Here is a 16,895-nt window from a genome sequence, read left to right as displayed (position 1 = left end):
TCCTCTGCTCTCTCCGTTTCCTCCTGCACCCGCACCCGCCTACGCTCAGCAGCCGCCGCATCACCCCGGCCACCTCGCCTACGCCACCACCACATCCCACTACCTCCTCTTATCCGTCGCACCAGCCGGGCCGTAGTCGTAGCGCGCCTTGCGCTTGACCCGCAGCCCCCGTTCCCACACCGAGTGAACGGCCTGCCCCTCCCAGTCCCGCACCGTCATGAAGACCCGCACCCCAGGCGTTGACGCCTTGCGCGCCCACCGTTCGGCCTCATCCGCCGACCCCATCGCCCGGATCTCCACGTCCCAGGCGCGCCCCCGATCCACCCCCAGCAACACCCCCGCACCCTTGGCCTCACGCCGTTCGATCTTGCGCCACGCCCCCAACCCGCGCGGCTTGCGCAGCTTGCGCACCCCCTGTGCCACCAGCACCACACCACCCGCCAGCAACGCCACCGCCAGCGCCAACCACTCCGAACCATCCACGCCTACTCCCTTCACTTCCTGCGCTCTACCGCCACCGTCACCACTGCGACTCCCGACCCCGCACCCACACCCGGGTCTCAGCCACCTGACCATCCGAGGTCACGAGCGTCACATACGCCTTACGACCCATGGACTCCGCAGCAGCCCAGGCATGCGCCTCCGCAGCACTAAGACGCGTCCGCTGAATGACCCCGCGCCCCATCTCCACCGTCCCGACCATGAACAACGGCCCAGCACCCCGAAACCCCCCCGCCGCCGCCCGCTTCGCCGCCGCATCCCACGCCCGTCTCTGAAACCACCCGAAAGCCCAGTACACCGACAGCATCAGCACGAACAACCCGATCGCCCACGGGGGAACCAACCAGCCCCGAGCCGTAATGAACCCATCCACCACTGATCTCTCCTCTCCCGCCGCCCTGCCGACCCGACTACTCCCACGACCCCCGACGCACCCCCCGAACCCGGTTCGGGCCATCAGCCCACCCCCGAACCCCATCCGCCGCTTCCTCACGCCGAGCACTCAGCCCCCGCTGCCGAAGAAACACCTCCGTCGAGCGCCGCTCCCGACGAGCCTTCGTCTCCATCACCAGCGCCGTCACCAGCACCGCCACCACAATCGCCACCAACATCCCCATCACGATCACGAACCTCTCTCCACTGACCGAACCGACCTGACCCCGTACGGACCGCGCCGTCACGCGCGCTTGTCCCACCCCACGTCATCCAGCGGACGCACCACCCCCGCCGAGAGATCGCCCCGACGAGCCCGCGTGACCTTGCGGACCTGCCGCCCGTCCTCCCAGATCCACGCCACCCGACCCCGCAGGACATACACCTCGCTCACCTCCTCAGACTGCGAGCGCGCCACCGCCCATTCCTCCACTTGCGGCCATGTGCTCTTGACCTTCCGGATCTCCACCTCACCCCCGACCGCCGCACCGAGCGTGTACCGCTGCACCGGCCACGGCCCAGCCGGACGCGGAGGAACCCCCCGAACCGGCACCGTCCACACCAACGCCCCGAGCGCCACCAGCGCCACCAGCACCACCGCCGCCACGAACCCAACCACCGCCGTCACGCTCACGCCCTCCCCGTCGAGTCCACCGAGGTCACCGGGGTTCGCTGGGTCAGTTGGCGCACCTGACGACCATGAACCCACGTCGTGACGGTCTGCTCACGCCCCTGATGACGCACCAGATCCACCCGCACCACCCCCGTCTTCTCCGAGACCCGCCGCGCCTGAGCAGCAACGTGAGTCCACGGCCCCGTCACCCGCTGAACACTGACCGTCCGCCCGCCGCCCGACGCCCCCGCCGTCACCGTCTTCATCCGGTACCGCAACACCGGCTCACCCGCCGACCGGCGCTGATGAGCACGCCCCACCATCCACCCGACCCGGAACACCACCACCAGCACCAACGCCAGCACCGCCACCGCAGGAGTAACCATCAGTCCGCCCTTTCTCCGTGTTCCTGCCTGCCGTCCTGCCTTGCCTGCCAAGCCGCACCCCACCACCTACGCCGTAACCACCTCCTCAGCCGTGCCATCCCCCCGTGACCGCGACGCCGCCTCAGCCAGCGCAGCCCGCCCCCGCTGACGACGCGCCACCTCCCGCAGCAAACGCAGCACCCGAGAACCCGCCACCGGATCACCCGCCGCCACCGGCACCCACACGAACCGGCCCGGCTCCTCACCCCCGCCGTCGTCGCCCAAGCCCAGCGCCTCCATCACCCAGGCCCGCCGATCCCGCAGGTGATCACCCCGCGTCCGGCCCGACCAACGCCGCGACACCAGCACCCGCCGCCCCGCGTAACCCAGATGACTCGGCTTGTGCGCCTTGCCCCGGCACCGGCCAGGCACCAACCCCGCCCTGGCACCCTTCGGCTGCACCCCGAACCTCAGCCAGTTCGCGCACGTCGGCGCACATGGCTCATACCGCAGCGCTTCCACCAGGCGCCCCACATGCGCCCACCGCGCCGCATCCCCACCCTCAACCGCATCCCCGACCGGATCACCCAGCGACTTCGTGAGGTACTTCGTCAGGTACCTCACCCGCTGGTCAGCGTCCTGACTGCCCGACAGCACCCCTTGCGCGTCGAACTGAACCCCGAACCGCGTCACGTGCAAAGGTTCGGCGTCCTCGTCAGCGCCGAGCCGGTCAAGCGCCTCATCCCACGTCGGCAACGCCTCACCGGTCGCCGGATCGACGTACCCGCCAGCCGACCAGACCGGCAACCGATCCCCGTCGAACACGACGCGATCCGTGGACGGCCACCACACTTGGTGATACGTCGCGGCGATGATCTGCCGCAGCTCCGAACGAGGGACCGTCCCGCGGATCGCTATATGAAGGTGCGGCGCCAACCGTTTCTGCGGTTCGACCGTGGCGAAGTACTGCACATCGAACCCCGCCACACGGCGAAGGTTCTGCACGAACCTGTCAACCAGCTTCGAGAAGTGCACGGCATCCCGCGCCGCCCGCCCGTAGTCGTAAGCCGCAGGGTTCACCGGCACCCCACCCCGCACCCGCCCGTACGACGGCAGAGTGAGGGTCACGAACATCGAGGGCCGGAACGTCTTCCCGTCCGGCGCCCGGAACACCCGCCCGATCGTCGTCTGACGCATCACCCGCCGAGGCAGATCCGGCGCATCCTGACGCCGACGCGTCGAACGCGACCGCCCGCCGCCCGACCGGCCCGACACACCCCCAACCATCCCCGATGCCTGAATCTCCCGATCCACCGCGTCAATCGCCAGATCCAGATCCCGCAGCGCATCGGCATCAACGCCAGCGTGTACGGCCTCCTCACGCTGGAGCGTCAGATGCGCCCGCGCCACCACCAAATCCCGCTGATCGTCGGTGGCCTCAGCCGGAACCGGCTCAGACTCCCGGTGCCAGCCCTCCCGGCATTGCGCCCGCCGCACCTGCCGAGCCCGACGCGCGCACGGCGGACACTTGGCTTCCATCGTCGAACCGCACGGGACGCCGACCACTTCGGCAAGCCCCGTGCGCACATCAACCCGCCTGTAGGGGATGGGACGGATGCACACGCCCGCCGCGATGGCGACCTCTTCGGCCACCTCCCGCGTCACGGCCCGCAGCATCCGCCCCGCCTCACCCACGATCAACCAACCCCCCCGTCACCGTCGAACCCGTCACCGTCGAACCCGTCATCGAAGTCGAACCGGTCGTCACTGAACCGGTCGTCGTCGAACCCGTCGCCCTCTTCACCGAACTCCCCGCCCGCGACGGCCCGCGCCCCGCAGGAACGGCACTCGACCAAGCCCCTCATCACGTCTTGCCACAGGTCTTCGGCCTCACAGACCGCGCAGGACAGGCCATCCAAAGGCACCGAAAGGATCAACGCACCTCACTACCCGAGTCCTTGCCGCCGCCCGCCGCGACGGTCGCGTACTGCCGTTCCATCTCTTTGATGTCGTCGTCGGAGACGTAGGCCGCCCGCACCCGCACAGGGTCAGGGGAGTCCTCCCGCCGCACGTACGCCACACCCGCACCTACACGCCTGTCAGTCGGATGCCTAGGGATCTTGTCGGCCAGGGCGCCCCGGTCCCGCGCGCCGTCGCCCAGAACCATGTCCACCTGACTCGGCTCATCCAGGCGCAGGGCGATCTTGTCGGGGAACAGGTGCCGGATACTGAGCACGTCCTTACGCGGGTCCTGAAGTGCAGCGATCACCCCGATACCCACCGCCCGACCCTGCGTGGTCAACGTCGCCAACGCCGCCCCGATCCGCAGCTTCAAGCCCTTGTCCGGCTGGTAGGCCGTCAGGAACGCGATCTCATCCACGATCACCGCCACGAACGGATCCCGCTCGGACGGGATGTGCGACCTCTGTACTCCCGCGTACCGGTCCGCCCGCTCATGCATCATCGCCACCGCCGCTTCCAGCAGGTCAGCACACGTCTCAGGGTCAGCCCCGTACCGGTCAAACAGCTTGCGCCCGAAACTCAGCTCCATCCTTTTCGGGTCCAGACCCCACAGCTTCACCAGGCCCACCGCCCGCGCAGGCAGCAACCCACGCACGATCGACCACAACCACGACCCCTTACCGGCGCCCGTAGCACCCGCGATCAGGATGTGCGTGCCGTGCACCTGAAGCCGGTACGGCCCGCCGTCTTCGGCGAGACCCACGTCCACCGTCGTCACCACCGGCGCATCCGGATACGGACGAGCCGTCACCACCCGAGCCAGCGAATCCCGACGCGGAAAGACGAGTTCCACCCAGCCCGCCCGAGGCGAGGACACCCGGCACGACACCGCCCCGAACCCATGCGCCAACCCCATCAGGGCATCGGCGTACTGCTCATCCGACTGACCGGACAACATCCTCACCAGCACCCGGTCACGATGCTGATCACACCGCACCCGCACCAGGTCAGGCCCGTACTCCCGACCGCCGATGGACACAGCCAGCCCCGTCGTAGCGCACACCGCACGCCACCGACGCCGGTAGACCCACACCCAGCGGACGAACGCCAGCGCAGGCCACGCCAGCAACCGCCGCGCACCCGCAGGCCACAACGCCGACCCCGACAGCAGCACTCCACCGACGCCGACCCACCCGATCAGCGTGAGCCGCCACCCCACCAGGACCCACCCAGTCCCGGACACCGCCACGACCCCGCACGCCACCGGGTGACGCCACACCATCACCGCCAGCCCCGCCAGCGCACGCCACAACCACACCAGCAGCGTCACCACCGCAGGCGTCTTGACCACCGTCGGACTGAACACGATCGACGTGTCCGGACGGGTAGCCACAACGTTCTGTACCTCTGTGCCGGGCATTCTGCGCAGCACCAAAGAAAGCGCCTCCCCAGTTCCCCGAGTTTCCCCGTGACAACCGAACGCGTACACGCGCACGGCAAACCAAACACACCGCTAAAGGAAGAAGACAGCCACCGAAGCGGGGGCTACCGGAAACCCGGCAGCCGCACCCGCCACGGCCCGTCCACAGGAACGCCGCCCCTCAGGCCAGCCAGCACACGCCCCACGCGCGTACCCGGCAGCAGCAATTCCCGGTGAACTTACCTACGTACCCGTAACTTACTTAACCGTATGTTCATTCGCCGCTATCGAACGGCATTCTGCCCTTTCCCGTCTTGCTTTCCGCGCTTTCCGTCGCCGAGCCCGCCGCGCGCAGGCCCGACGCCCTGTAGGAGTACGCCAGTCGTGCCCTGGAACCGTCACCGTTGACCCACGGCGTCACCGCCAGGTCGATGAAGGTGATCGGGACCAAGTTCACCCCGAGCGCCTCCAGAGCAGGTGGGACCGGGGGAACGACCGGTTCCTCATCGGAAATGATCTTCACGGCCACCGACTTAGCCGACACCTTCACGGACGGGTCAGCGTCCATGACCGGCACCTGCCACACCGGAAGTCCCGTCGCCTTGTCCCGCGCCGGAACCTGGCGTTCCGCCGTGCTCGCCTCGAAATCCATAACCCTTGCCACTTCCCCCGTGACGTAGCAGCCATGGGGGAACACCACCTCATGAGCCACAGGGATCGGACCCTGTAGAGCCACTTGACCTCCAGTCGTTTCGGGTTGTTGATGATACTTGGTAAACGAACCAATAGCCAGAGAAGTTCCCGTCGAAATCAAAAAGACGGCACCTTTCCGCCTTTCATGACTTCTCTATAGAACCCCCGCACTTTATGTCGCCCTTAACATAGTGGCAATATCTCCGACGCTTTTTACTCTCCGTAATCATGGGTGGGGAAGCGTCCACCGCAGCGCACTGCCGAATTGTTCTTATAGGTATCAAGAGCGGCGGCGCTCCACGCCGCCGCCCGGCGCGGCGCGCCCGCCCGTCCGGGCCGACATCGGCCGGGCATGCGGCCTAGCGGCCGGTCCCGCCGCGCCGTCCCAGCCGGACGGGCAGACCCCGCCGTCCACCGACCCGCCAACCGCCGCGACCTACCAAACCCGCCGCACCGGGAACGCACCGCCGCCCCCGCCCCCGACCCCAGACACGACGAAGCCCCGCCACCTCCTCAGGCAGCAGGGCTCAGTTGCCGAAAGAATCAGGGCATCAACGGATCAGGATCGGGATCAGGCTCAGGGGGAGCGGTACCGGTCTCCCAGATACATTCGTCCAGCTCCCCAACCACATGCACCTTCCGGATGCCCGGAGGGGCGAAGTACTCGACCAACAAGCGGTATCGGCTATCGGGGATAGGCCAGACCTCAACCGCGTCGAAGCCCTCACCTGAGAGCTTCATCCACGGCGCCACCCTTGCCCCAGGCTGCGTTCCCCAGAACGCGACCACGGCATCCAGATAGGCACGGCCTTCCCGCTCAGAAACCGGATCCGTCCAAAACTCCCGTCCCGGGTTGATCTGCCCAGTAGCCGGACCGTCGATCGGGTACACACACGAGCCCCCGAAATCACCCTGGGCTGTCCTCGTGAAGACCGGCCCACGCACCGCCTTGAACATCCGCCCCATATAGCCATCTACCACGGCCATTGCCTGTGCCTTCGTGATGGTCGGGCCAGGGGTGCCGCACCCGGAGAGCACCAGCAGCAGCACCACGCCCGTCAACCACTTCCGCACCGTTCACCTTCCGCCGCGTTCAGGGCCTTCTATCTTGACGCCGAAGGCATGCTCTCGCGCAGAAGCAGTTGCACGACCCACCCGGACACCCTTTCCGCCGTGTCGGCGAAGGCCGTACCGCCATGGTCCGGTACACAGCGCGAGTCACAGAGCCACAGTTCGTCAGATGCCAAGCTCACCCAGTCAGTCAGACCGGCCCGCACCGCCCAACCCGACACCACCGGCCCCGCCACTCGTCACCGGCGAAGGCCGTACCGCCATGGTCCAGTACCCAGCACGACCATTCGGAGCCACAGTTCGTCAGATGCCAAGCTCACCCGCCGCCCCGACCCCGGACACGACGAAGCCCCGCCACCTCCTCAGGCAGCAGGGCTCAGTTGCCGAAAGAACCTCAAGACGCCATGGGAACCCGCCCACGAGTTTGTACGGCTACCGCCAGGTTCGGATCAACTCGGGTAGGTGGGCGATGGTCGGGATGGGTTTGGCACCAAGGGGAAGCGGGGGATGGTCGGCGTCGGGAGTGATCAGCACAGCCCGCATGCCGTGTTCGAGAGGGCCAAGGACGTCTTTAGCCATGCTGTTGCCGACGAACAGGACCCGCGAAGGGGCAACGTCGGCAGCGGCGAGCACGAACCTATAGAACAACGGGTCAGGCTTGGCAACGCCGAGCGTCGCGGACTGCAACGTTGCCGTGAACCGCTCCAACACTCCCGCACGACGCAGCGACTCGCGCCGATCCTGACCGTGCCGCGTGTTGGAGGCCAACACCAGGTTCATCCCCGCCTGATAAAGCCCGTGGATCACCTCAACAGCAGCCGGGGTGATGCGCCGCATGGAGAGTTCGAGGTCAACCGGTGATCCCGGACGCGTGAGCGTCGAACCGTAGTCCAGCACGACGCAGGAGAACCGGCCCATCACGTCGTCACCGGTTCGGGGGCATGAGGTCGAAGTCGCCGATCGCGGGCAGATGATCGGACGCCCAGTCGCCGGTTCCGACTTGGAAGGACGTCGGAGTGAGACCCTTGAAATAGATCCGATCACACGGGTAGGGCAGCGGCTTCGTGACGGTCGGGGCAGTGACACCCATGGCAACCGCCGCGTCGCGTAGGCCCACCTCGCTCAGGGCGAAGGCGGCTTGGTGGTCGAGCTTTCGGCGATCTCCGGAGGTTCCGGCGTAGGTGGTCGGGACGGCGTTCCAGTCACCCATCATGACGATGGGTTCGCCCTTACGGACCTTCAGCGCCAAGGATTCGGCCTCTATCTCGCGCAAGCGTGGCGTCGAGGGAGCCAAGTGGACGTTGACGAACGACGTCACCATGCCGTCCACCAGAGCGCGCAGGTGACCCACCGCGTGCCAGTACGGTGCACCTACCGTGTGCTTCTCCTGAACCACCCGCACGCGACCGGTCCGCACGAAGAACGCCAGGTGACAGCCGTCATGTTCGGACGGCACGAGAAAGCCGTCCATACCAAGGACCCCCTTGGCCAGATGGAAGGGCCGACCACCGTGGAAAAGGCGAGTGTTGGGCTCAGCCCAGTACTTAGCCTCCTGTAGGGCAACCACGTCAGCGTCAAGCCCAGCCAACCGGTCAAGCTGCCTGCGGAGACGCGCGTCGTCGCCGTTGTCGATTCCGCCGTTACACAGGTTGAACGTAACAACTCGCACGAGATTGCACCCTCCGGGAATCGGACATGGAGAACTCGGCGGGGGCAGATCGGCGAAGATGCAGCAGTTGACAACCGCTGCACCTCACGGTCTAGCCCCCGCCAGGGGCTTGGCGCTTGTTCTCTGGGAGCAGAACAACCATCAGTGCAGCCAGCGCCAGACCATCACTCGGCGACAGCGAAGGCCCGTACCATCTGGCATCTCGCCTTCACGCCAGAGATTCCTAACCTCATGGTGATATGTACCTAACCTAATTGCGTACTGTTCGACAATCTTTGCAGCCGCAATCAGATTTTGTGTAGGCGATATGACTCCCATGCTTAACTTTAGGGTCGCGCACAATTTCTAGTACATCGGTTAGCGCCATTAGCCACGCGGGGTCACGTAATTCACGACCCCATATCTGGCGTAGAGTGACACCATTTGAAAGAGCGATTGCCCGAAGATGCTTACGCGTCCAAGCCCTTTGTTTGAGAATTTCGGCAAGTATCATGACGCGCCGGGCAGGGTCGTCCAAGGGGGTCTTCTCGCGAGCAGCCTCTCTACAAGGACCTTCCTTGCAGTCAAAAACTACATATGCACGAGATGACCCGCATTGATTCCCCGGACATTTCAGAGGGGGTGTGGATTTAGGCTTTTTCCTCCCCTTGGAGTATGCCGCTATTATCTCTTTCTCAAAATCCGGGTCGCGGGCTCTCTCTGCGTACAGCATATTCATGTTCAAGCCGAGCACCTTGCATACCGAGCGCAGGGAGTAGCCGACCTTTAGAAGATATATTAAATTGTTGCGCAGCCTTTCAGACTCTAGCTTCCGTGTCATCCCTTTTCAGACTTCCAGGCACGGCAGTCTCCGCAGCGACATAGGGCCGTCATGTATCCGCCCCTCTGTCCGTGAGGAACTTTCGGATCGCGGACTTGAGCTAGTGTCCCATCAAGGCAAATCCGCCATTCTTGATCCCATATCCCTCGCTTCCATAGAAGTCGGAGATCTGGGATTCCCTCCCGCTCGGTGAGCTGAGCCAAGTCATCGCGGGACCATGCCTTTTCCTTGAGGATCGCGGCAATGATCCGCTCTCGGCATTCGAGGTCATCGAGGGGTGACGGCTTTCTGATTGTCGCTGCGCATTGATCTTTCCGGCAAATGTACTTGAAGTAGCCTTTAGAGGTTCCGCAGTATTCGCCGGGGCAATCCGCGCGCTTCACTGGCCGCAGCCGTCCTCCTGACGCTTCGACCACCTGAGCATCAAAGGCGGCATCGCCGATGCGCTCATGCAATATCATTCCGGTGGAGACGTGTAGTTGGCGTGCGACTTCTGTGAGAAGTCCACCCTTTGCTATCAGGTCCAAGACCTGCCGTCGCGCCTCCACGCCTTGTAGCGTTCTCATTGCTCTTTCGTTGATCCCCTCTCTGTCTCCTGCACGGCTTTGAGAATCGCTGAGATGTGCAGTGTCAGCGCATCTGTTGCATGCCTTTGGGCTTCCGCGCGAGATCTATACGTCTGCCGGACCCGATCGCCACGCACAGCGGGTACAGGGATTTGTGGGTCGAGGTTCCATACTCTCTTGCAGTAGAAATCCAATTCGCTTGAGAGCGAAAAGCAGCGCATCCCGCCCCAGTAGCCGTATTCAAGGCCCACGCCCACGGTGGCGCTTCGCCATTCGATTACCGGAACGAACATCCGTCTTCCTCTCCATCTTTCATCGGAGAGATACACATCCATACGGAAGTGCGCCCTTGTTCCACGCTCGCACCCCAAGAATCGGATAGAGCCTCTACCAGCCATAGACCGCGTCCGCCTAGCCCTAGATCGTCGGGCGCGCGTGGCATGGGTACTTCGTTAGATCCGTCATCTATTACTTCGACGTATATCTTGTTTCCGTCGAGAGCGATTTTGACGGTGACTTTCCCTCCTGGATCTGAAGATGCGGTATGCACCACTGCATTAGTGACAACTTCACTCACGAGAAGCACCACATCTTGCATATGTGCAGCCGTGTAACCCGCGCGTGTAAGCAGAGCTGTCACGTACTGTCGCGCGACCCCCACCGACTTCTCCAAGCCGGGAAGGGTGATGGTCCCCAGCTTGATCCCACTCACTGCGCCGCCTGCTTAATGCGGTGCGCTACCCATACATCCAAGGCGGGTCCCCAGCAGTCCCGCCCACGTCCCCAGGTGAACACCCAAACCTGACGTCGCATCGTTGCGCTAACCCGTAGTGGCTCTATAGCCCGCCGCCGTACTACGAGACGCGGTTCCTGAGCCGGGAAGCACTCAAGCGCTACGGCTATGCCCAGCATCCGTAAATCCCAGGCCAGCCGCACTAGGTGAATGAACTGCTCTTGATCTGCGACTCCCGCGCCATGTCCTGTTCCTTGTCCTGCGGGCAAGCGCGTAAGGTGACGCACTGATCGCACCTCCTAATGTCGTGTGCGGTCGATCAGGGCCCGTCACAGTCGCCACTGTGGCGGGTCCATTTTGTGTGTCCGATTTGTAGGTTTTGTTCTGCGAGGAATGCGTCAGGGGTAAAGCGGGCCCCTGTGCGTGATCTAGCCTCTAGGATCGGGACCGACGAATACGTGGTCACCGTTGCGGTGTTGCGGCAATCTGGTTGCGGCAACCTCCGCAACTTCACGTGTGAGGAAGGGACTGGTGTGACGACGGGCCGAGAACTTCGGGCACTGAGGGAATCCCAAAAGATAAGTCTCGATGTCATAGCAAAGGCGGCAAACGCCTCAAAGGGGCACATCAGCAGGGTTGAAAGGGGCGAACGAGAGGTCACCCCTGCGCTGATCGCCACCTATGAAAGAACCCTCGGGGTTCCCGTTGCCGCAACGTCGCACCTGGAAGCCAACGGGATCGCCCCAGGTACCGTCGATGATGTGAGACGCCGAACTCTTCTCAGTACCATCGCGGCAGCATCCCTGGGAGCGGCTGCGCTGGAGCCTCTAAACCGCCTCTTCTCTGAGTCCTCAGCCGGTCTGCCAACTCACGACGCCATAGGAATCACCGAAGTCGAAGCGATCGAGAACGCGACGTCCCTCTATATGGGGATGGACCTCGCCCGTCACGGGGATGTTGCCTCAGCCATGGCGCGCGGGGTGCTCATGACAGGTTCGACTTTCCTCGATCGGAAGATGTCAGGAAGTACGAGAGAGCGTCTCCACTCTGCGCTCGGACTACTCGCTGACCGTCTGGGGTGGGCCGAGTACGACGGGGGCGCTCCCGTGCGGGCTGTCAGCCTTCTCACCATTGCCCTTGATCACGCTTCCAGAGGCCCTGACCGAGACCTACGGGCTCATACCATGTTGGACCTATCTACAGTCCTAGCGGATACCGGACGGGCAAGAGAAGGAGTTGAAGTCCTGAGGTTAGCGCTGGGTGATGACCGCATGAGTTCCGCAGAGAGGGCGAACCTTCACGCCGTAGCAGGAAGACATTGCGCCACTGCCGGAGACCGCGCAGCCGGGCTACGGCACGTTGCGCAATCGGAAGAGGCAGCAACGCTCCACCTCCCCGCTCAGGCTCCGGAGTGGGCACGGCGGATCGTCTTATCTCAAGGTCATCATGACAGTGCGCTAGGACTGGCCCTCTACGCGCTGGGTGAAGATGCCAAGGCCCACCAACGCTTGACCTCCGCTGTAGAGCGTCTGGACTCTGGACGCACGCGCACGGGCCTACGGTGCCTTACCAGGCTGGCCATACTTGATCTTCGTGCTGGGAACACTCAGCAAGGCGAAGCGAAGGCACTTCGTGCGGCTAAGGAGGCTGTCACCCTTCGCTCTACTCGCATCACCGCCGATATGCGCATGATGGTTGAAGCAGCGCGCCAGTACACACCCAATCTCGCGTCAGACTTGACAGCCACTTTGAGCGCTTAGGGGTCTAAGTTGGGCGTTGTTCCGCATAGCCTGCGTTCCATCGCCGATGAGGTCGGCGTACCTCTGTCAGACCTTCGCATCGTTGCTGACGTCGAACTCGGCGGCTTGTTCGACGCCGACCAAGAGACGGTTTCAGACGAAGGCCGACGTTTCCTTGTCTCGCACTTCTACGGGGGAACCGATCCCATCCCCGAGCCTTAACCGTCAGCCTCAGGAGCCCTCGCTATGGCGGGGGCTCTCTCCCGTCTCACCTGTTCGCTTACGCGGTGCGGGTGGGAGTCCCCCGCCGCCCGAGTGTACGGGGCTCGGTCGCCCTATCAAGGGCGGCCCCTGACGGTAGGGCAACCAGCGTGCGAGGAAGGCCAGTGGTTGCTGTACACGCAAGGCCGCCCTTGACAGGACTCCCTCGGCAGTCCCGTAGTCGGCAGCTATGGGGGATGGGGGAGGTAGGGGAAGTAGATGGGTGGTGAGGACGTGTTCCAAAGGAGCGTCCCGAGGACGTCGAAGCGCGCAAGGCGCACAGGCGCGAGCAATCAGCGCAGCTTAGGGCTAGGGGGAACTACCTGAAGACCTGTCGAAAGAAGTGTAACAATCCCATACCGGGCTTGCCGGAGCCGGAGGGCCCCATCACCGCGATCAGCTCCCCCGCCGCCACGTCCAGGCTCACCTCCCGTAACGCCCGTACGGCCTGCGGCCCCTCGCCGTGGACGCGGGTCACGTCCGCGAGCCGTAGGACCGGTTCTGTGCTCATCGATGTCTCTCCTGCGTCTGGATGGAGGCCGTGAGCACGGCCTCGCAGTGGTCGAGCCAGCGCTGTTCGGCCTCCGCCTGGAAGATCATCGAGTCGATGACCAGCCGTTGCGCCGGACTCTCCGCGTTCACCCGTTTCGCCCGGGTCAGTTCCTGCAGCGTGCTCATGGTCGCCACCCGCTGGGCCTGGATGACAGGCCGTACGTCGGCGCCGGCGGCGACCGCCATGGCGAGCTTGATGACGAGTTCGTCCCGAGGCCGGTCCGACTGGGCGACGGGGGTGCTGAACCATCGCGCCATCTCGGTCAGACCGGCCTCGGTGATCGTGTAGACGACCCGGCCCTGCTCGTCCTGCTCGCCGGGTGTCACCAGGCCGTCACGCTCCAGGCGGGAGAGCGTCGTGTAGACCTGGCCGATGTTGAGCGGCCAGGTCGCCCCCGTCGACGCCTCGAACTCGGCCCGCAACTGATAGCCGTAGCGGGGTCCCCGGCTCAGCAGAGCGAGGAGTCCTTGCTTGATCGCCATGAATACCGAGTATGCATACCGAGTATGGTTGTCGCAAGAGATCCGCATATTCTGGACAGGTTCCACCGTTGGGGCGGATACTCGGGGGATGAGCTCGACGCATCCCCCGGCCCGCGCCTCCGACGGGGACCGCGATCGTGCGATCAACGAGCTTCGTGACCGCGCCGTCGAGGGTCACCTCTCGCACGACACGTTCCTCGGCCGGGTGGACATGGCCCTGCGCGCCCAGAGTCAGGGCGAGCTGGAGAACCTGGTCGCCGATCTGCCGCAACGCGGCCGCTTCCGCCGGATGGTCACCGAGATCGTCGCCTCGGCCTCCGACTTCACCAAACGGGTGGAGTCCGCCTGGCGGCGCCCGAGGCTGCCCAGGCTCGCGCTGCCCGGGGACAACCGCACCCGCTACGTGGTCGGCCGGGGTTCCGCCTGCGACCTGGTCCTGGCCGACCTGACCGTCTCCCGGATCCACGCCGAACTGCGCCGCGACGGGGAGGGCTGGATCGTCGTCGACCTCGGCTCGCTCAACGGCACCCGGCTCAACGACTGGCGGCTGGTCGGCCCGGCGAAGGTCCGTCCCGGAGACGTCGTGTCCTTCGGCGACTGCGTCTTCCTGGTGATCACTCCCCAGCTGGGGTGACCCCTCCTGCCGCGAGCGTCCGCGCGGTCAGGGGGTAGCGCCTGGCCAGCAGCAGGCTGATCCCGGCGAAGAGGGCGGGCAGCAGGGTCCCGCCGTACAGGGTGACCGCGACCGCGGCCTCCGGCTGCGCGACCGGGTTCGCCGGGCCCGACTCGACGAAGCCCGCCGCGCCGAGCAGCCAGCCGAGCACGAGCGCGCCCAGCGCGAAGACCACGGTCTCGCACGCCGCCCAGAGTCCGGTGAACGACCCGGCGCGGCGCCCGCCGGTCACCATCGTGTCGTGGGCCACGACGTCGGCCAGCATCGAGACCTGCAGCAGCTGCAGCCCGGCGTAGCCGACACCGACGACGAGCAGGCACAGATGCGCGTAGACGGGCCCCAGGCTTCCCGAGAGGGCCGTTCCCGCCGCGCCCGCCGCGAACAGCGCCGACCCCAGGGCCATCGCACCCCGTTTGTCGTAGCGCCGGGACAGCCGCACCCACAGCGGCATCGTGACCAGCAACGGCCCGACGACGCACATGAAGAGCGTGGTGACGGCCCCCGGATCGCCCAGGATGTAGGTGGCGAAGTACGGCGCGCCCGCGAGCAGCACCCCCGCGGCGAACATCTGCGCGCAGCCCAGCGCGAGCAGCGGCATGAACGCCCCGCTCGACCTGGCCTCGGCGAACTGGGCCCTGATCGACGGTCCCGCTCCGCGCACCCCAGGGATCCTGGGAGCCCGGGGGGCCTCGGGGGCGGGAACGCGGGCCGTACCGAAGAAGGAGGCGAGCATGGAGGCCAGCAGCACGGCCGCGACGAGCAGGCCCATCAGCCGGTAGCCGGAGACCTCGTCGCCCGCGACCGCCGGAGCGACGGAGCCCGACAGCAGGATCGCTCCCCCGACGAAGACCATCTTCCACTGCAGCAGCGCGGAACGCTCGTGGTAGTCGTCGGTCATCTCCGCGGCCATCGCCTTGTAGGGCACCTCGTAGAAGGCGTAGGCGGTCGCGGTGGCCAGATAGCAGACCGCGACGTACAGCGCGGCGGGCAGACCGGTGAGCGGCGGCCCGGCGAACATCAGCGCGAACGTCACCGGAAGGGTGAGCGCGCCCAGCAGCATCCAGGGACGGCGCGCGCCGAACCTGGAGACCGTGTGGTCGGAGCGGCGCCCCACCCAGGGGTCGAGGACCATGTCCCACAGCTTGGGCAGGAAGACCACGAGCCCGGCGGCCCACGCGGGAACCGCCAGCACGTTGGTCATGTAGAACAGCAGCAGCAGACCGGGGACCGTGGAGAACGTTCCAGTGCAGACCGAGCCGACACCGTAGCCGACGCGCACCGCACGGGGAACGATCAGGGGTGCGGGGACGGGTGCCGGCGTGACCATGGCCACATTCAAGCGCACGGTCTCCCGGGTGACGCTCCCGGAGGGCGGAAACGTTTCCGGATCGTCGCGCGGGCCGGAGACCGTGATCGTCGGCCGCGACGTGGTGACACGGACGGCACGCCCCCGGCAGAATGCGGAACCCATCCAGCGCCCAACGATCTGGAGGAACCACCATGCGCAGACCTCTGGGGATACTCGCCTGTGCCGGGGGCCTGGTGGCGCTCGGCGCACCGAGCGCCACCGCCCAGAGTGCCGAGGCCGTGACGGCGCCGCAGGTACGGCAGGCCGAGTGCCGTGTCTACGCCGCCGCCCCGGCCGTGTCCTCCGCGGGGAAGATCCAGGCCTCCGCCATCCGGGTCGGCTGCACCGGCAGCGCCCTGGTCCGCATCCGGATCCTGCAGGAGAGGACCGGCACCGACCCCACCGTCAGGAGCGCCTCCCTGCGGGGCGTCAACGGACGGGTCACCGTGACGGCGCCGTGCGTCTCCGGTGTCTACTACGCCGTCGTCACCGACGACCAGGGCAACACCGGCCGTTCGAAGAACGCCACCCTGTCGTGTGGTGTCCCCAAGGCCGTCCAGGAGGTGCTCCGGCTGACCAACGCCGAACGACGGGCTGGAGGCTGCCCGGCCCTCAGGGACGACTCCCGGCTGCGTTCGGCCGCCCAGGGGCATTCCGCCGACATGGCGGCCAACAACTACTTCAACCACACGTCCAAGGACGGCAGGACCATGACCGACCGGATCAAGGCGTCCGGGTTCAGCCCGCTGTCGGCGTGGGCGGAGAACATGGCCTGGGGCCAGCGGACCCCGGCCGAGGTGGTCAAGGCCTGGATGAACAGCCCGGGTCACCGGCGCAACATCATGACCTGCTCCTACACCCACATCGGGATCGGCATGGCCACCAGCCCGCGCGGCCGTGTCTACTGGACACAGGACTTCGCCAGGCACTGACCCCCGCGGGAGACGCGTACGGCCCGCGCCCCCGTGACGTGAACCGTCGCGGGGACGCGGGC

At 65.8% G+C, this 16,895-nt stretch carries 17 protein-coding genes; 3 read left to right on the top strand and 14 right to left on the bottom strand.

Annotated elements, in window-relative coordinates:
- Positions 1–99 precede the first annotated feature (99 nt).
- The 11 genes from ABT340_RS09480 to ABT340_RS09430 form a co-directional block, all read right to left on the bottom strand.
- The gene (locus ABT340_RS09480) at positions 100–483 is read right to left on the bottom strand and encodes a hypothetical protein (RefSeq protein WP_352010240.1); all 384 of its coding nucleotides are present in this window, start codon (positions 481–483) and stop codon (positions 100–102) included.
- Between the two features lie 694 nt (positions 484–1,177).
- Complete coding sequence (locus ABT340_RS09475) at positions 1,178–1,567, bottom strand: hypothetical protein (protein ID WP_352010239.1); 390 nt, start codon at positions 1,565–1,567, stop codon at positions 1,178–1,180.
- Positions 1,564–1,917 (bottom strand): hypothetical protein, encoded by a 354-nt coding sequence (locus ABT340_RS09470; RefSeq protein ID WP_352010238.1) that lies wholly within the window; start codon positions 1,915–1,917, stop codon positions 1,564–1,566. The genes ABT340_RS09475 and ABT340_RS09470 overlap by 4 nt, the downstream gene beginning before the upstream one ends.
- A gap of 81 nt (positions 1,918–1,998) precedes the next feature.
- Positions 1,999–3,588: a replication initiator gene (locus ABT340_RS09465; RefSeq protein ID WP_352010237.1), complete on the bottom strand. Its 1,590-nt coding sequence runs from the start codon at positions 3,586–3,588 to the stop codon at positions 1,999–2,001.
- 20 nt (positions 3,589–3,608) lie between these two features.
- Positions 3,609–3,776 carry a hypothetical protein gene (locus ABT340_RS09460; RefSeq protein WP_352010236.1) on the bottom strand — a complete coding sequence of 56 codons (168 nt, stop codon included), beginning with the start codon at positions 3,774–3,776 and terminating at the stop codon, positions 3,609–3,611.
- 68 nt (positions 3,777–3,844) lie between these two features.
- The gene (locus tag ABT340_RS09455) at positions 3,845–5,305 is read right to left on the bottom strand and encodes an FtsK/SpoIIIE domain-containing protein (RefSeq protein WP_352010235.1); all 1,461 of its coding nucleotides are present in this window, start codon (positions 5,303–5,305) and stop codon (positions 3,845–3,847) included.
- A gap of 262 nt (positions 5,306–5,567) precedes the next feature.
- Complete coding sequence (locus ABT340_RS09450; protein WP_352010234.1) at positions 5,568–5,945, bottom strand: plasmid replication, integration and excision activator; 378 nt, start codon at positions 5,943–5,945, stop codon at positions 5,568–5,570.
- 584 nt (positions 5,946–6,529) lie between these two features.
- The gene (locus ABT340_RS09445; protein WP_352010233.1) at positions 6,530–7,039 is read right to left on the bottom strand and encodes a hypothetical protein; all 510 of its coding nucleotides are present in this window, start codon (positions 7,037–7,039) and stop codon (positions 6,530–6,532) included.
- 450 nt (positions 7,040–7,489) lie between these two features.
- A complete protein-coding gene (locus tag ABT340_RS09440) occupies positions 7,490–7,975 on the bottom strand; it encodes an HAD family hydrolase (RefSeq protein ID WP_352010727.1) in 486 nt (161 codons plus the stop codon).
- 7 nt (positions 7,976–7,982) lie between these two features.
- Entirely contained in the window at positions 7,983–8,726 is a 744-nt protein-coding gene (locus ABT340_RS09435) for an endonuclease/exonuclease/phosphatase family protein (protein ID WP_352010232.1), read from the bottom strand.
- A 1,663-nt stretch (positions 8,727–10,389) separates the two neighbouring features.
- Entirely contained in the window at positions 10,390–10,773 is a 384-nt protein-coding gene (locus tag ABT340_RS09430) for an ATP-binding protein (RefSeq protein WP_352010726.1), read from the bottom strand.
- Positions 10,774–11,147: 374 nt separating this feature from the next.
- On the opposite strand from ABT340_RS09430, the gene ABT340_RS09425 reads away from it, so the two are divergent.
- Complete coding sequence (locus tag ABT340_RS09425; RefSeq protein WP_352010231.1) at positions 11,148–12,605, top strand: helix-turn-helix domain-containing protein; 1,458 nt, start codon at positions 11,148–11,150, stop codon at positions 12,603–12,605.
- A gap of 559 nt (positions 12,606–13,164) precedes the next feature.
- Here the strand turns inward: ABT340_RS09425 and ABT340_RS09420 are convergent.
- Both ABT340_RS09420 and ABT340_RS09415 read right to left on the bottom strand, forming a co-directional pair.
- Positions 13,165–13,356, bottom strand: coding sequence for a hypothetical protein (locus ABT340_RS09420; RefSeq protein ID WP_502992461.1), 192 nt, complete (start codon positions 13,354–13,356; stop codon positions 13,165–13,167).
- The gene (locus ABT340_RS09415) at positions 13,353–13,880 is read right to left on the bottom strand and encodes a PadR family transcriptional regulator (RefSeq protein ID WP_352010230.1); all 528 of its coding nucleotides are present in this window, start codon (positions 13,878–13,880) and stop codon (positions 13,353–13,355) included. Before ABT340_RS09415 ends, ABT340_RS09420 begins: the two co-directional genes overlap by 4 nt.
- A gap of 88 nt (positions 13,881–13,968) precedes the next feature.
- Between ABT340_RS09415 and ABT340_RS09410 the strand changes: the two genes are divergently transcribed.
- Positions 13,969–14,514, top strand: a complete 546-nt coding sequence (locus ABT340_RS09410; RefSeq protein WP_352010229.1) for an FHA domain-containing protein — start codon at positions 13,969–13,971, stop codon at positions 14,512–14,514.
- Here the strand turns inward: ABT340_RS09410 and ABT340_RS09405 are convergent.
- Positions 14,495–15,880, bottom strand: coding sequence for an MFS transporter (locus ABT340_RS09405; protein WP_352010228.1), 1,386 nt, complete (start codon positions 15,878–15,880; stop codon positions 14,495–14,497). The two genes, ABT340_RS09410 and ABT340_RS09405, sit on opposite strands and share 20 nt — an antisense overlap.
- Before the next feature lie 173 nt (positions 15,881–16,053).
- On the opposite strand from ABT340_RS09405, the gene ABT340_RS09400 reads away from it, so the two are divergent.
- Positions 16,054–16,833 carry a CAP domain-containing protein gene (locus tag ABT340_RS09400; protein ID WP_352010227.1) on the top strand — a complete coding sequence of 260 codons (780 nt, stop codon included), beginning with the start codon at positions 16,054–16,056 and terminating at the stop codon, positions 16,831–16,833.
- Positions 16,834–16,895 lie beyond the last annotated feature (62 nt).

Source organism: Streptosporangium sp. NPDC000239 (assembly GCF_040300765.1).
Taxonomy (GTDB): Bacteria; Actinomycetota; Actinomycetes; order Streptosporangiales; family Streptosporangiaceae; genus Streptosporangium.
Note: the sequence above shows the minus strand (reverse complement) of the source record. Positions and strands in the feature narration are given on the sequence as shown.

Bases quoted from the DNA above. Each gene is read 5' to 3' on its own strand.
- ABT340_RS09410 (WP_352010229.1), top strand. From the start codon at position 13,969: ATGAGCTCGACGCATCCCCCGGCCCGCGCCTCCGACGGGGACCGCGAT.
- ABT340_RS09450 (WP_352010234.1), bottom strand. From the start codon at position 5,945: ATGGATTTCGAGGCGAGCACGGCGGAACGCCAGGTTCCGGCGCGGGAC.
- ABT340_RS09440 (WP_352010727.1), bottom strand. From the start codon at position 7,975: ATGGGCCGGTTCTCCTGCGTCGTGCTGGACTACGGTTCGACGCTCACG.
- ABT340_RS09420 (WP_502992461.1), bottom strand. From the start codon at position 13,356: ATGAGCACAGAACCGGTCCTACGGCTCGCGGACGTGACCCGCGTCCAC.
- ABT340_RS09425 (WP_352010231.1), top strand. From the start codon at position 11,148: ATGTCGTGTGCGGTCGATCAGGGCCCGTCACAGTCGCCACTGTGGCGG.
- ABT340_RS09415 (WP_352010230.1), bottom strand. From the start codon at position 13,880: ATGGCGATCAAGCAAGGACTCCTCGCTCTGCTGAGCCGGGGACCCCGC.
- ABT340_RS09465 (WP_352010237.1), bottom strand. From the start codon at position 3,588: ATGCTGCGGGCCGTGACGCGGGAGGTGGCCGAAGAGGTCGCCATCGCG.
- ABT340_RS09405 (WP_352010228.1), bottom strand. From the start codon at position 15,880: ATGGTCACGCCGGCACCCGTCCCCGCACCCCTGATCGTTCCCCGTGCG.
- ABT340_RS09460 (WP_352010236.1), bottom strand. From the start codon at position 3,776: ATGAGGGGCTTGGTCGAGTGCCGTTCCTGCGGGGCGCGGGCCGTCGCG.
- ABT340_RS09400 (WP_352010227.1), top strand. From the start codon at position 16,054: ATGCGCAGACCTCTGGGGATACTCGCCTGTGCCGGGGGCCTGGTGGCG.